The 13,274-nt window shown below is 40.0% G+C and carries 16 protein-coding genes; 13 read left to right on the plus strand and 3 right to left on the minus strand.

What is annotated here, in order from left to right; genetic code table 11:
* Window positions 1-64 precede the first annotated feature (64 nt).
* Window positions 65-1,015, minus strand: a complete 951-nt coding sequence (locus tag PP182_RS06885) for an isopenicillin N synthase family dioxygenase (RefSeq protein WP_272650610.1) — start codon at window positions 1,013-1,015, stop codon at window positions 65-67.
* 127 nt (window positions 1,016-1,142) lie between these two features.
* Between PP182_RS06885 and PP182_RS06890 the strand changes: the two genes are divergently transcribed.
* The 11 genes from PP182_RS06890 (at window position 1,143) to PP182_RS06940 (ending at window position 10,657) form a co-directional block, all read left to right on the plus strand.
* Window positions 1,143-3,119, plus strand: a complete 1,977-nt coding sequence (locus PP182_RS06890) for an alpha-ketoacid dehydrogenase subunit alpha/beta (RefSeq protein WP_272650611.1) — start codon at window positions 1,143-1,145, stop codon at window positions 3,117-3,119.
* Window positions 3,120-3,265: 146 nt separating this feature from the next.
* Window positions 3,266-3,748 (plus strand): lipocalin family protein, encoded by a 483-nt coding sequence (locus PP182_RS06895; RefSeq protein WP_272650612.1) that lies wholly within the window; start codon window positions 3,266-3,268, stop codon window positions 3,746-3,748.
* A gap of 28 nt (window positions 3,749-3,776) precedes the next feature.
* Complete coding sequence (locus tag PP182_RS06900) at window positions 3,777-4,472, plus strand: OmpA family protein (protein WP_272650613.1); 696 nt, start codon at window positions 3,777-3,779, stop codon at window positions 4,470-4,472.
* Between the two features lie 70 nt (window positions 4,473-4,542).
* Window positions 4,543-5,667 carry an NAD(P)/FAD-dependent oxidoreductase gene (locus tag PP182_RS06905; RefSeq protein ID WP_272650614.1) on the plus strand — a complete coding sequence of 375 codons (1,125 nt, stop codon included), beginning with the start codon at window positions 4,543-4,545 and terminating at the stop codon, window positions 5,665-5,667.
* Window positions 5,664-6,368 (plus strand): methyltransferase domain-containing protein, encoded by a 705-nt coding sequence (locus tag PP182_RS06910; protein ID WP_272650615.1) that lies wholly within the window; start codon window positions 5,664-5,666, stop codon window positions 6,366-6,368. The genes PP182_RS06905 and PP182_RS06910 overlap by 4 nt, the downstream gene beginning before the upstream one ends.
* Before the next feature lie 8 nt (window positions 6,369-6,376).
* Window positions 6,377-7,432: a type III polyketide synthase gene (locus tag PP182_RS06915; RefSeq protein ID WP_272650616.1), complete on the plus strand. Its 1,056-nt coding sequence runs from the start codon at window positions 6,377-6,379 to the stop codon at window positions 7,430-7,432.
* The gene (locus PP182_RS06920; RefSeq protein ID WP_272650617.1) at window positions 7,432-8,232 is read left to right on the plus strand and encodes an enoyl-ACP reductase FabI; all 801 of its coding nucleotides are present in this window, start codon (window positions 7,432-7,434) and stop codon (window positions 8,230-8,232) included. The genes PP182_RS06915 and PP182_RS06920 overlap by 1 nt, the downstream gene beginning before the upstream one ends.
* A 5-nt stretch (window positions 8,233-8,237) precedes the next feature.
* On the plus strand, window positions 8,238-8,687 hold the full coding sequence (locus PP182_RS06925) for a 3-hydroxyacyl-ACP dehydratase FabZ family protein (RefSeq protein WP_272650618.1): 450 nt from the start codon (window positions 8,238-8,240) through the stop codon (window positions 8,685-8,687).
* Window positions 8,680-9,954, plus strand: coding sequence for a beta-ketoacyl-[acyl-carrier-protein] synthase family protein (locus PP182_RS06930; RefSeq protein WP_272650619.1), 1,275 nt, complete (start codon window positions 8,680-8,682; stop codon window positions 9,952-9,954). The genes PP182_RS06925 and PP182_RS06930 overlap by 8 nt, the downstream gene beginning before the upstream one ends.
* A gap of 15 nt (window positions 9,955-9,969) precedes the next feature.
* Window positions 9,970-10,221, plus strand: coding sequence for an acyl carrier protein (locus PP182_RS06935; protein WP_272650620.1), 252 nt, complete (start codon window positions 9,970-9,972; stop codon window positions 10,219-10,221).
* 10 nt (window positions 10,222-10,231) lie between these two features.
* Window positions 10,232-10,657: a hypothetical protein gene (locus PP182_RS06940; protein ID WP_272650621.1), complete on the plus strand. Its 426-nt coding sequence runs from the start codon at window positions 10,232-10,234 to the stop codon at window positions 10,655-10,657.
* Between the two features lie 11 nt (window positions 10,658-10,668).
* On the opposite strand, the gene PP182_RS06945 is transcribed toward PP182_RS06940, so the two are convergent.
* Entirely contained in the window at window positions 10,669-11,610 is a 942-nt protein-coding gene (locus PP182_RS06945; RefSeq protein WP_272650622.1) for a TerC family protein, read from the minus strand.
* A gap of 177 nt (window positions 11,611-11,787) precedes the next feature.
* Here PP182_RS06945 and PP182_RS06950 point away from each other — a divergent pair, with 177 nt between their 5' ends.
* Complete coding sequence (locus tag PP182_RS06950; protein WP_272650623.1) at window positions 11,788-12,390, plus strand: nitroreductase family protein; 603 nt, start codon at window positions 11,788-11,790, stop codon at window positions 12,388-12,390.
* A 102-nt stretch (window positions 12,391-12,492) separates the two neighbouring features.
* Window positions 12,493-12,849: a hypothetical protein gene (locus PP182_RS06955; RefSeq protein WP_272650624.1), complete on the plus strand. Its 357-nt coding sequence runs from the start codon at window positions 12,493-12,495 to the stop codon at window positions 12,847-12,849.
* A 7-nt stretch (window positions 12,850-12,856) separates the two neighbouring features.
* On the opposite strand, the gene hpf is transcribed toward PP182_RS06955, so the two are convergent.
* On the minus strand, window positions 12,857-13,162 hold the full coding sequence (gene hpf / locus PP182_RS06960; RefSeq protein ID WP_272650625.1) for a ribosome hibernation-promoting factor, HPF/YfiA family: 306 nt from the start codon (window positions 13,160-13,162) through the stop codon (window positions 12,857-12,859).
* Window positions 13,163-13,274: the final 112 nt, after the last annotated feature.

A 13,274-nucleotide genomic window follows, 5' to 3' on the forward strand; every position in this document is an offset into this window, starting at 1 on the left:
GATATTTAGGCTGATGGTTTTGTCAACCCAAACGTAGGAAAAGGACGATTAATTGTGATTGGATTTATTTTTTCATCAAGCCTAACTCAATTAATCTTTCATTTAAAAACTCACCTGCGGAGATATCCTCATAAAGCTTTGGATGTTCCTCATCGATACAATTTTCAAGACAATTTAATGGCATCTCACTAATCGGATGCATAAAAAAGGGCACGGAATACCTGGATGTTCCCCATAGTTCCTTAGGTGGATTCACTACTTGGTGTATTGTGGACAATAATTTGTTATTGGATAGCCTCGAGAGCATATCCCCTACATTGATCATCAACTGATCGGGTCTTGCTATCGCGTCTACCCATTCGCCTTTATGGTTTTTTACCTGCAATCCTTTTCCGTGGGCGCCCATTAACAGGGTAATAAGGTTAATATCCCCGTGAGCGGCCGCTCTAACGGCATTTTTAGGTTCCGAGGTAATAGGAGGGTAGTGTATGGGTCTTAAGATGGAGTTTCCGTTTTTAATGTATTCATCAAAATAGGCTTCCTCTAAGTTCAAATGAATGGCTAAGGCCCTAAGCACATATTTTGCGGTTTTTTCCAGCATTTTATAGGTTTCCTTCCCGACCTTATTGAATTTAGGGAGTTCGGATACCGTTACATTATCCGGGTACTCTTTTTCTAATTTTGGATTGTCCTCGACGTATTGACCAAAATGCCAAAATTCCTTTAAATCACCTTCTTTCCGACCTTTGGCATGTTCTTTACCGAATGAAGTATATCCTCTTTGTCCCCCAATGCCTTCAATTTCATATTTATCCTTTGTCGCTTGGGGAAGGTCAAAGAATTTTTTGATTTCAGCATATAAATCATCAACGAGCTTATCAGATAGAAAATGACCGCTTAAAGCCACAAATCCAATATTTTCAAACGCGGCACCAATCTCTTCAACGAATTTTTGCTTTCTTTCTGGGTCTCCCGAGATAAAATCTTTTAAATCAACGCTAGGGACTAAACTCATATCTTATTTTTTAGCTTTATATCGTAAAATTACAAATTCTTAATGAGTTCCTCGATGTTAGGTATATAACAATATACTGTGTTTTTTGTTACATTTAGGCCTTAACTAATAGTGTGTATTGGACCATATGGATTTTGAAAAATTTCAAGTAGAGGATGCAATGAAGCTACGGCTGTACAAGGCCATGCTGAAACCAAGAATGATAGAGGAGAAAATGTTGATTTTACTACGCCAGGGTAAAATTTCCAAATGGTTTAGTGGAATAGGGCAAGAGGCGATTTCGGTCGGGGTGACCCTGGCTATGGAAAAGGATGAATATGTACTCCCCATGCACCGTAATTTAGGCGTTTTCACCTCTAGAGACATACCCTTGCATAGGCTTTTTTCACAATGGCAGGGGAAACCAGGAGGCTTTACCAATGGCAGAGATCGTAGTTTTCATTTTGGAACCCAAGAATATAAACTTGTAGGGATGATATCTCATTTAGGCCCTCAATTAGGGGTGGCGGATGGTATCGCCCTGGCCCATAAACTCCGGAAAGAGAAAAAGGTAACAGCCGTTTTTACAGGGGAAGGAGGAACTAGTGAAGGGGATTTCCACGAAGCGCTTAACGTGGCTTCTGTATGGAGCCTTCCTGTTCTTTTTTGTGTGGAGAACAATGGATACGGACTATCTACCCCAACAAATGAGCAGTTCAATTGTGAGCATATCGCCGATAAGGGAATTGGGTATGGTATGGAGTCACATATTATCGATGGAAATAATGTCCTTGAGGTTTATTCCAAAGTGGCGGAAATAAGTAGGGACGTTCGCAAAAACCCAAGGCCTGTTTTGTTGGAGTTTAAAACCTTTAGGATGCGTGGTCACGAAGAAGCTAGTGGAACCAAGTACGTGCCCGATGATTTAATGGAGGAATGGGCCTCCAAAGATCCATTGGAAAACTATACTTCCTATCTAGGTAAGATGGGATTGTTAACTAATGATCAGGATAATATACTGAGGAAGGAAATTACAAAGGAAATTGATGAAAATCTTCAAAAAGCAAATAATGAAAAGGCTATTGATATAAATTTAAGTAAAGAATTAAATGATGTATATCAAAAATTTGATTATAAAGAAGTTGAATGCTCAATTCATAAAAAAAATATACGATTTGTAGATGCAGTTTCCGAAGGACTAAAATCCGCGATGGAAAAGTATGACAATTTGGTTATTACGGGGCAGGATGTAGCGGAATATGGGGGTGTCTTTAAGATTACAGACGGCTTTGTAGACAACTTTGGAAAAGAGCGCGTACGAAATACACCTATTTGTGAATCCGCCATCATATCCGCAGCAATGGGCTTGTCTATTAATGGGATGAAGTGCGTTGTTGAAATGCAATTTGCCGATTTTGCGAGTACTGGATTTAATCCCATCGTAAATTATTTGGCTAAAAGTCATTATCGTTGGGCTGAAAATGCCGATGTCGTCATACGAATGCCTTGTGGGGGCGGGGTGGGTGCCGGACCCTTTCATTCTCAGACCAATGAGGCCTGGTTTACAAAAACTCCAGGGTTAAAAGTTGTTTATCCTGCCTTTCCCTCTGATGCGAAAGGGTTGCTCGCAACTGCTATTGAGGACCCCAACCCTGTTTTATTTTTTGAGCACAAGGGGCTTTATCGCAGTATATATGAGGATGTACCTGTTAATTATTATACACTCCCTTTTGGTAAGGCCAATATTTTAAAAACAGGAAGTGACATTACTATTGTTACCTATGGGGCTGGAGTGCACTGGGCCTTGGAAACCCTTAAAAAACATAAAAACATAAATGCGGAATTGTTAGATCTTAGGACTTTACAACCCTTGGATACCGAGTCTATTTATACTTCCGTAAGAAAAACGGGTAAATTAATTATCCTTCAGGAGGATAGTCTGTTTGGTGGAGTCGCCAGTGATCTCTCGGCTTTAGTCATGGAAAATTGCTTTCAATATCTGGATGGGCCTATTAAACGAGTGGCCAGTCTGGATACGCCAATACCATTCAATACAGCGCTGGAACAGCAGTATCTTCCCAAGGAACGCTTTGAAAGGGAGTTATTGGAACTATTGGCCTTTTAGTATTTAAGTTAACAACTTAATCTATTGAGTGAATCTATCCTTTTACTTTTCTAGAGCTTTATACATAGATAATCGGTATTATACCTATATCACGTCCGAGTGGATGTTTTTACCGTATATAGGATAATTATAAAACAAAGATATTTATGAAAAAAGTAATAGTTCTTTTGGGAGTAGTAGCATTTTTGCTAACCTCTTGTTCCATTTCCAAAGATGCCAGGACAAAGCGTAATTTGCTCAGCGGAACCTGGGCGCTAAACGATGTTTCCTTTGAAAACAACACAGGTAATTTTAAAGCGGTCTTGTTTAATGATGTAGAGGACATATGCCTTGAAGGAAGCGAGTGGTTCTTTAGAGATAACAATAGCACTGGGAGATACACCATAGCACCGTCCACACTTTGTAATGGTGGAGATCGATATATCAGATGGTCTGTTGTAGAACGCGACGAAAACTATACCAGTCAATTACAGTTCAAATTTATTGACGAAAAAAATAAGGATATTTCCGGTGGCTTAGGGTATAGACTCAATATTGAGACTTTGACCGAGAATGCCATGACCCTAAAATCGAACGTACAGGTGAACGGAGATCCGGTCACTGTGGTATATAGCTTCACAAAAAAATAAATCCCCAAATTAATAAAAAATGATAACGATGAAATCTAGAATATTTAAGAATACAAGTTATGTACTTGCTCTTGCTTTGGTCATGAGCTGTAGTACGGTAAAAAATGCCAATAAAACCCAAAAAGGTGCCGTAATCGGTGCTACGGGAGGTGCCGTAATTGGAGGTGTTATTGGAAACAATGTTGGTAACGGTAACAATACCGCTCTAGGTGCCATTCTGGGTGCTGCAATAGGTGGTGCTGCCGGTGGGTACATTGGTAACCGAATGGATAGGCAGGCGGAACGCATTGAAGAGGAAATCCCTGGAGCAGAAGTGAAAAGAGTAGGTGAAGGTATCAATGTAACCTTTAATGAGGATGCGGGTGTCTATTTTGATACCAATAAGTCTGATGTTAAGGGAACTTCTGCAACAACTTTAGATAAATTAGCTGGAATATTCCAGGAATATCCTAAATCGAACATTTTGGTTGAAGGGCATACCGATAGTGCCGGTCCGGATGAATATAATATGAACTTATCCCGACAAAGAGCAACTTCGGTTACGGATTACTTGACTAAGAAAGGGATTGACCCTTCAAGGTTTACGACCAAATGGTATGGTGAAAACCAACCTGTTGGCGATAACAGTACTGTGGAGGGTAAAGCACAAAATAGAAGAGTGGAGTTGGCCATAGTCGCCAGTGAGGAACTTAAGGAAGAGGCCGTACAAGAGACAAAAGGTTAAACGCATAAGTATATAAAAACTTAAATCCCTGCAATTAGCAGGGATTTTTTGTTTTACGTATTTTCAGGATATGAATAGGCATGAGGTCATTATAGTAGGTGGTGGACTGGCAGGATTGACTGCTGCCATAGCTTTATCCCGTCATGACTATAACGTAGCGGTTTTTGAAAGTTCCGGTTATCCCCATCATAAGGTCTGTGGGGAATATGTTTCCAATGAAATTGTTCCCTATTTAAAGTTTTTAGGTATCGATTTAGTAGCCGAAGGCGGTGTTGCTATTACTGATTTCGAAATTAGCAATACGAAGGGCAAAAAGGTTAATAGCTCACTTCCCATTGGGGGAGTGGGTATGAGTAGATATGCTTTGGACAACATACTATATAAACGGGCAAAACGGCAGAACGTTCATTTTTATTTTGAAAAGGTTTTGGACATAAATAATACACAAGAAGTATTTAGTATCAATACCAAGCAAAGGTCTGCACAATCCAAAATAGTTATTGGGGCCTATGGGAAACGTTCTAATTTGGACAAGAGGTTAAATCGCGGTTTTATTCAATCTAAAAATGGATGGTTAGCCGTTAAATCCCACTATCAAAATCTAGATTTTCCGGATAACCTGGTAGCATTACATAATTTTGAAAGTGGTTATGGCGGATTGTCCAGAACGGAAACTGGCGCTGTCAATTTTTGTTATTTAGCACGATACGATCAATTTCAAAAACATAGGAATATCCAAGAGTTCAACATACAAGTAGTGTCTCGAAATCCACATTTAAGAGATTTTTTAAAGGATTCGGAAGCGCTTTTTGACGCACCTTTAAGCATAGGTCAAATTTCATTTGATTCCAAGAAACCAGTGGTCGACCATATTTTAATGTGTGGGGATACCGCAGGTCTAATCCACCCATTATGTGGCAATGGCATGGCTATGGCCATACATAGTGGAAAACTGGTTTCGGAAACTGTGCATCGCTATATGCGTCAAAAGGAGTACCTAAGGGAGAATATGGAGAATGATTATAGAAAACAATGGGCCCAACATTTTAAAGATAGATTGAGGTATGGTCATTATTTTCAAAAAATATTGATGCAGGAACATTTATTAAATTGGGGAATTAATACCTTGGGTAGATCCGAGGGTATACTTCGGGCTATGATAAAAAAAACACATGGCAAAATGGTAACACCATGATTGATTTAACGTTTAGGAGCACCCGAAAAGAGCTGTTGGATGACTTTCAAGGAACATCAAAACAACTTAAAACGGTATTGGAGGATATTAATAGGGTGAATCGCCTGTTAGGGGGTAATGTAATTACGGTGGACGCCGTTTTTAGGCTGATTAAGGAAAATGAACAAAAATCGTATACGATTCTAGATGTGGGTTGTGGCGATGGAAACATGCTCAGACAGATTGCTATAAAGGCCAGGAAGAGGAGCATTTCCTTAAAACTGATAGGGCTGGAATTGAGTGATGGTTCCTTAAACATTGCGCGACAAAAATCAACCCATTTTCCAGAAATCCAGTATCTAAATCAGGATGTTTTCACATTGGATAAATTGGATGTGGATATTGTTCTGACTACATTGACATTACACCATTTTAGACAGGAAGATATACCCCAATTTGTTGGAAGATTCGCTAAAATGGCAAATCTCGGAGTAATTATTAATGATTTGCACAGAAGTGGATTGGCGTATTATTTGTTTCGGGCCTTTAGTATTTTTTTTATTAAGACCCATACGGCTAGGTCAGATGGTTTAACTTCTATCACAAGAGGTTTTAAAAGAAAGGAATTGCAACAATTTGCTACAAACCTACCGGGTACTGTACATGAAATTTCATGGAAATGGGCCTTTCGTTACCAATGGATTATTAAAAAAGAGGAATAAAAAGGTATATGCATACAACCAAAATAGTAACTGTGGCCCAAGAATTGCCCGAATATTGTAGTGAAACCAAGGATATATTACCTTATGTTAATAAATGGTTGCATAATCAGGACGAAAGGTTTCGGCGTAAGGTCGTTAAAATATTCGAAGGTGCTGCTGTTGATAAGCGCTATGGAATTATGCCCGTTGAGGAGGTTTTTACAACGACTTCTTTTGAGGAGAAAAATCAAATTTACGTACGGGAATCCAAAAAGTTGGGCAGCAGAGTGCTCAAAAAGGCCCTTAACGATGCGAGTTGGCACCCAGAATCTCTGGATTACATCATAACTGTCAGCTGTACCGGAATTATGATACCTTCTTTGGACGCCTATTTAATCAATGCCCTAGGTCTTCGCCATGATGTAGTGAGGCTGCCTGTTACTGAAATGGGTTGTGCTGCAGGTGTTTCGGGGCTTATTTATGCGCATAATTTTCTAAAATCCAATCTGAACAAAAGAATAGCCCTGGTCGCCGTAGAAAGTCCTACGGCAACGTTTCAATTAGATGATTTTTCCATGGCCAATATGGTAAGTGCGGCTATTTTTGGTGATGGTGCGGCTTGCGTGCTTTTATCCTCCGAGGAGGAAGTTGATGGACCTCGAATTGTAGGGGAGGAAATGTACCATTTTAGGGATGCCACCCACCTTATGGGTTTTGATTTGGTCAATTCCGGACTCAAAATGATTCTGGACCCTGAGGTACCTGAAACTATTGCCAAATTCTTTCCGGATATTGTTCATCCCTTTCTGGAAAAGTATGGAAGCAGCATGGAAAAGGTTGATCATTTAATTTTTCATCCCGGCGGAAGAAAGATAGTCCAAACCGTAGAAGAACTGTTCGGTTCCTTGGGAAAGAATATCGATGATACCCGGGAGGTTTTACGGTTGTATGGTAATATGAGCAGTGTTACCGTGCTCTATGTGCTACAACGCTTTATGGAACGTGGATTGTCCAAGGGTGAACAAGGTATGGTTTTAAGTTTCGGTCCGGGTTTCTCGGCACAGCGGGTGTTATTGGAATGGTAATGGACAAAGAATATAAAGATATGGGCAAAAATTGGGCAATACTATTAGGAGGTAGCAATGGACTAGGTTTGGCAACGGCCAAAAAATTGTCCAGACATGGATATCATATCATTGTGGTCCACAGGGATAGAAGAACGCAAATGGATTCCATCGAAAAGGAGTTCGATGACATTAGGACACAGGGCGTATTATTTAAATCCTTTAATGCAGATGCTTTAAATTCCGAAAAGCGTGCGGGGTTGTTGAGTGAAATTAAGGAGTTACTGCCTACAGGACACAATATAAAGGTCTTGGTGCATAGTATCGCCAAAGGAAATCTTAAACCAATGTATTCAGGCGGGCAAACAGTACTTACAAATCAGGATGTACGTATCACATTTGAGGCGATGGCCCTTAGTTTATACGACTGGGTCAAGGAATTGGTCGACATCAAATTATTTTCTGAGGATGCTCGAGTGATTTCCTTTACCAGTGAAGGGAACACCAAGGTTATGCCAGGGTATGGAGCGGTTTCGGTGGCCAAAGTGGCCCTTGAGGCCTTGACCAGAAATATTGCCTTAGAATTTGCACCGATTGGTATAAAAGCAAATTGTATTCAGGCCGGAGTTACGGAGACAAAGTCATTGGCGATGATTCCTGGATATGAAAATATCGTAAAAAATGCGCTGGCAAGAAACCCACAGGGAAGGTTGACGACACCTGAAGATGTAGCCAATGCCGTTTACATGCTCACTACAGCAGAAGCAAAGTGGATTACCGGAACGGTAATTAAGGTCGATGGTGGGGAAAGTTTAAGATAAGAGGTATGGATGAAAAAGATATTTTGTCCCTTTTACCTTATGAGCATCCCTTTTTGTTCGTGGATGAATTACTGGAGGTTCATGAAGAAGGCACTAAAGGGGCGTTCACTTTTGAGGAGAACCTAGATTTTTATAAGGGGCATTTTAAGGATAACCCCATTACGCCGGGTGTCATTTTAACGGAATGTTGTGCGCAAATCGGATTGGTCTGTCTGGGTATTTATTTGCTTCAGGAAGAATCATTGTCGCCGGGAAATATCCAAATTGGTATGAGTAGCTCCGAAATGGAGTTTTTAAAACCTGTTTTTCCGGGGGAAAGGGTAACGGTTGTCTCTAATAAGATGTATTATCGCTTTCATAAGTTAAAATGTAAGGTGAAAATGTTCGATGCGCAGAACAATTTGATCTGTAAAGGTACATTGGCCGGTATGTTAAAAGTAAAAACAGATGAGTAGGAGGGTAGTAGTGACCGGAATGGGGGTTTGTGCCCCAAATGGTGTTGGAATCAAGGATTTTACGGAGGCACTTTATAAAGGTAAAAGCGGTATTCGGCATCATTCAAGATTGGAACAGTTGAATTTTGGTTGCCAAGTAGCTGCTGAGCCCTTAGTCAAGGATAATGTTTTGGAACGCTATTTCACCCCACTCCAGTTACGGGGCTTAAATGCTTCGGGCTTGGTTTATGGGGTTATTGCGGGCAAGGATGCTTGGGCGGACGCTGGTTTATCACCCAATACATCCAAAACACCGCTGTGGGACTGTGGAATCATTTTTGGAACTGGGATTTTGGGGGTGGATAAGTTTCGGGATGCCATTTATCAAGTAGACAATAAAGAAGTAAGGCGACTAGGTAGCACAACGGTCATACAGACCATGGCTAGTGGTATAAGCGCATATTTAGGAGGGATATTAGGCTGTGGGAATCAGGTTACCACCAACTCATCAGCATGCACTACAGGTACCGAAGGTATCTTAATGGCCTATGAACGCATTTCCTCGGGAAAGGCCGAGGTAATTTTAACCGGAAGTTGTGGGGAAAGTGGACCTTATATATGGGGTGGTTTTGACGCCATGCGAATTCTACCACGTGATTTTAATGATAATCCAAGTGCAGCAAGTAGGCCCATGAGTGCTTCTGCCCAAGGTTTCGTACCCGGAAGTGGAGCTGGTGCCTTGGTTTTGGAGTCTTTGGAAAGTGCCCAAAAGAGAGGGGCGAAGATTTATGCAGAGGTGTTGGGGGGAGAACTTAATAGTGGCGGACAGGTAGGCGAAGGTTCCATGACGGCACCCAATAGCGAAGCCGTACAACGCTGTATTCAGAAAGCAATACGTAATTCAGGGATAAAAGCACCTCAAGTAGACGCCATTAATGGACATTTAACGGCCACTTCAAAGGATGCCTTGGAAATTACCAACTGGAGCGTAGCCATGGGTTTAAGTGGTGTAAAGTTCCCCTATATAAATTCGTTTAAGGGGATGATAGGGCATTGTCTTTCAGCTGCAGGCAGTATAGAATGTGTGGGCAGTATACTTCAATTCGAGGAAGGCGTTGTATTTGGTAATGTGAATTGTGAGGATATTCATCCTGAAATCTTAAAAGTTATAGACGGGAGCAGAATTCCCCAAAAAACGATTCCATATCGCCCAAAAATTATCGCAAAGGCTAGTTTTGGTTTTGGTGATGTCAATGCGTGTGTTATTTTTAGTGCCTATAAGAACTAATCGACCAGCAATGCTATGCAAGAAGAAGAGAAATATCAAAAATTAAAGGATATTGTTAAGGTTTATCTCCCAGAAGATGTTTCTGTATCCGAGATACAACCGACCAGTAATTTCATTACCGAATTAAATATCAATTCCGCCAACTTGGTGGATATCATCTTGGATGTTGAAGACGCCTTCGACATCCATCTAGAAAATGATGATATGAATCAAATGCAAACGGTACAGGATGCCATTGATATTATAGATTCAAAGTTGGCCGTTTAATACGTTTAGCATGAACGATTTTTTGCAATATGCTAAGACAAAGTTGAAATCGGATTGGCGATTGATTCTAATATACTGTTTGGTATATCCATTATGGGGCCTAGGTATGAATTGGTTTGGAACGAGTCTCGAGATTGCAAGATTTACGTATTGGTGGCAAATAATCACCTGTTACATCCTATATATGGTACCCATTTCCCTACTGCTAAGAAATTTACCCTTTCACATGCAATATGCCTATGGACTTGTTGCTATGGGATTCTTGGAATTTGGTGGATATGCCCTTGAAACTTCACATGCCTATCCCAATAACCTCATGGACCAATTCTTTGGGGAACGCACCTTTGCTTTGGCCATGGCCTTATTTTTTGCCTTGTATTTTCCGGCAGGCAATTGGTTGGTGGGAAAAATTTACCATACGCTTTTAAAAAAGTAAATTATACCGGACTAATCTTCTTTTTCGGGAATATAGAGTGATGCAAGAATACCGGATACGAGAGATACCGAAATAACGGTCAATGAAACCCATTCCGGAAGGTGCAGATAATGGGAGAAAAGCATTTTCAATCCCACAAAAGCCAGAATAACGACCAAACTGTAATTGATATACCTGAATTTCTCCAACATTCTCGATATCAGGAAATACATGGAACGCAAGCCTAAAATGGCCAGAATGTTCGAGCTAAATACCAAAAAAGGATCCGCCGTAATGGCCAAAATGGCCGGAATACTGTCTAAGGCAAATAGTATGTCTGTTAACTCGATGACCAAAAGCGCCACAAATAAAGGAGTGGCAGCTCTTACACCCATTTTTTTTATAAAAAAATCATGACCTTTTATCTGAGAAGTTATCGGGTATAGCTTTTTCAGATTCTTAAACACAAAGGATTTCTCCGGATGAAAGTTCTCGTCATCACCCTTAAGCATTTTATAAGCCGTATAGAGTAGAAAAACACCGAAGACGTAAATAATCCACTCAAATTTGGTGATAAGGGCTACTCCAAAGAAAATCATTATGGCCCTGAAAACTATAGCACCCAAAATACCCCAAAATAAAACGCGATGCTGAAATACAGGGGGTATTTTGAAGGACGTAAATATGACCGCAATGACGAAGACATTGTCAACGCTGAGCGAAAGTTCAATAAGGTAACCGGTTATGTATTTGAGAACCGCTTCGTTGGGAGTAAGTCCCGTGGGGTTATCCATCATTCCGGCAGAGAAAAGCCAATAGATTACTCCGCTAAAACTTAAGGCTATCGTCACCCAAATAGCTGTCCAAATACCAGCTTCCTTGGATTTTATAACGTGGTCATGTTTGTGAAAGACACCTAGGTCCAGTGCCAGGAACACCAAAATACAGGCAAGAAAAATAATCCAAACTAACATACCACCAAATTTAAAGCCGTCGAAGGTACTAAATTATGCTGTTTTCTCCATTGATTTTAGTCATAAGAGATAATAAAAATAGGGTATGGATTCAAGTCAACAATTTAATCTATCGAACTAATGAAATGCATAAAGGCTTTTTAGTTTTATATGTATTAAAAAACTTAAAATTAAAATATGACCACAGTAGAACAGTTACAATTAGATAACATAGCAAAAAACGATCATCAAATTTATCCCCTCTTAAAACAACGGTATAGCCCAAGGATATTTAGTAAGCAAGAATTGACCAAAAATGATATAAACCGACTCTTTGAGGCAATACGATGGTCGGCCAGTTGTTATAATTGGCAACCCTGGCGTTTTATCTACGCACACAAAGGTTCCGAGGGTTACGATAAGATTATGGGTTGCCTGAGCGAATTCAACCAAAAATGGGCAGGTAATGCACCTTTTCTTATGTTGGCCGCCTACAAAGAAAAAAACCCGGAGGGTGAAGAGAATTTTCACGCGTTGCACGATTTAGGGCTTTCCCTAGGTAATCTTACCGTTCAAGCGGAATACATGGGACTAGGTTTACACCATATGGCCGGTGTGGATTGGAAAAAGGCACAGAAAGTCTTTAATGTACCCGAAGGGTTTCATATATCTACGGCCATTGCCGTTGGTTATTACGGAGGAGATTTGAATGATTTGCCAAATGAGCTTCAAGATCAAGAGAAAGCCGAAAGGACTCGAAAACCACAAGAAGAATTTGCCTTTGAGGGAAGTTGGAAATAACCTGGAAGACTAGGCATATGTCGACTAAAATTGTCCTTGGTCGGATAATCGGTATATAGAAGGTTGAAAATGTGTAGGTTTAGATTAGAACACTATTTGAAAATGAAAACGTACACCTTAAGGGCATGTTTCCTTGCTTTTTTGTTGTGGGGCATTTATGATATCTCTGCACAAGAAAAAGAGAAGAAAACCATTACGGTACAAAAGTATACGATAATGGACCAATTTGAGCCGGATTTGGTAAAACCCGTATCCGAGCGGTTGGAGTTAAAGGAACAGCGCATTGCCCATCAAAGAAATACCAAAAAAATTCTGGATACCTTGGATATTTCCGACCGGAAAAGAAGAAGATTGTTACGGGAACTAAAACGTAATCCGTTTTCTGAACATTTGGATAAAATTATAATGGCCGAATCCTATTTTGAGGATTCGGCCATTAATGCTGAAAGCAATCAGTAAGATTAGGTTAATGATGCGTTTGCATTTTATCTTTTCGCTTCTGTAATTGCCTTTGCAATTCTTCAACGGATTTAGAAATAGAGGCTTCAAAACTCCCATTACTGGCCTCGGCAAATAACCTAGGTCCTGGGGCACTTAGTCGAATATTACATATTTTGCCCTTTTCTGGGGAGGAGGTATTTTCCTTCTTAAAAAATACATCGGCCCTCACTATAAAATCAAATTTATCCAGTAATTTTTCCAGTTTTTGGGCAGCCATTATCTCCAATCGGTTGCTAGCCTTTACATCGTCATATTCAAAATTGATATTCATAAGCTTATTAATTATAATGTTTAGTTCAAGTTACATAATTCTAACTTGTATTGTGTGCTATTTTTAAATAATTCTGTCCTCAAATTTAAATTTAAGTTAAACCGTAAAAACT

This window comes from Maribacter sp. PR1 (assembly GCF_028464145.1).
Classification (GTDB): Bacteria; Bacteroidota; Bacteroidia; order Flavobacteriales; family Flavobacteriaceae; genus Maribacter.

Coding starts and splice junctions, on each gene's coding strand:
- PP182_RS06900 (WP_272650613.1), top strand. CDS start 3,777: ATGAAATCTAGAATATTTAAGAATACAAGTTATGTACTTGCTCTTGCT.
- PP182_RS06905 (WP_272650614.1), top strand. CDS start 4,543: ATGAATAGGCATGAGGTCATTATAGTAGGTGGTGGACTGGCAGGATTG.
- hpf (WP_272650625.1), bottom strand. CDS start 13,162: ATGAATATCAATTTTGAATATGACGATGTAAAGGCTAGCAACCGATTG.
- PP182_RS06910 (WP_272650615.1), top strand. CDS start 5,664: ATGATTGATTTAACGTTTAGGAGCACCCGAAAAGAGCTGTTGGATGAC.
- PP182_RS06955 (WP_272650624.1), top strand. CDS start 12,493: ATGAAAACGTACACCTTAAGGGCATGTTTCCTTGCTTTTTTGTTGTGG.
- PP182_RS06945 (WP_272650622.1), bottom strand. CDS start 11,610: ATGTTAGTTTGGATTATTTTTCTTGCCTGTATTTTGGTGTTCCTGGCA.
- PP182_RS06915 (WP_272650616.1), top strand. CDS start 6,377: ATGCATACAACCAAAATAGTAACTGTGGCCCAAGAATTGCCCGAATAT.
- PP182_RS06930 (WP_272650619.1), top strand. CDS start 8,680: ATGAGTAGGAGGGTAGTAGTGACCGGAATGGGGGTTTGTGCCCCAAAT.
- PP182_RS06940 (WP_272650621.1), top strand. CDS start 10,232: ATGAACGATTTTTTGCAATATGCTAAGACAAAGTTGAAATCGGATTGG.
- PP182_RS06950 (WP_272650623.1), top strand. CDS start 11,788: ATGACCACAGTAGAACAGTTACAATTAGATAACATAGCAAAAAACGAT.
- PP182_RS06885 (WP_272650610.1), bottom strand. CDS start 1,015: ATGAGTTTAGTCCCTAGCGTTGATTTAAAAGATTTTATCTCGGGAGAC.
- PP182_RS06925 (WP_272650618.1), top strand. CDS start 8,238: ATGGATGAAAAAGATATTTTGTCCCTTTTACCTTATGAGCATCCCTTT.
- PP182_RS06890 (WP_272650611.1), top strand. CDS start 1,143: ATGGATTTTGAAAAATTTCAAGTAGAGGATGCAATGAAGCTACGGCTG.
- PP182_RS06935 (WP_272650620.1), top strand. CDS start 9,970: ATGCAAGAAGAAGAGAAATATCAAAAATTAAAGGATATTGTTAAGGTT.
- PP182_RS06920 (WP_272650617.1), top strand. CDS start 7,432: ATGGACAAAGAATATAAAGATATGGGCAAAAATTGGGCAATACTATTA.
- PP182_RS06895 (WP_272650612.1), top strand. CDS start 3,266: ATGAAAAAAGTAATAGTTCTTTTGGGAGTAGTAGCATTTTTGCTAACC.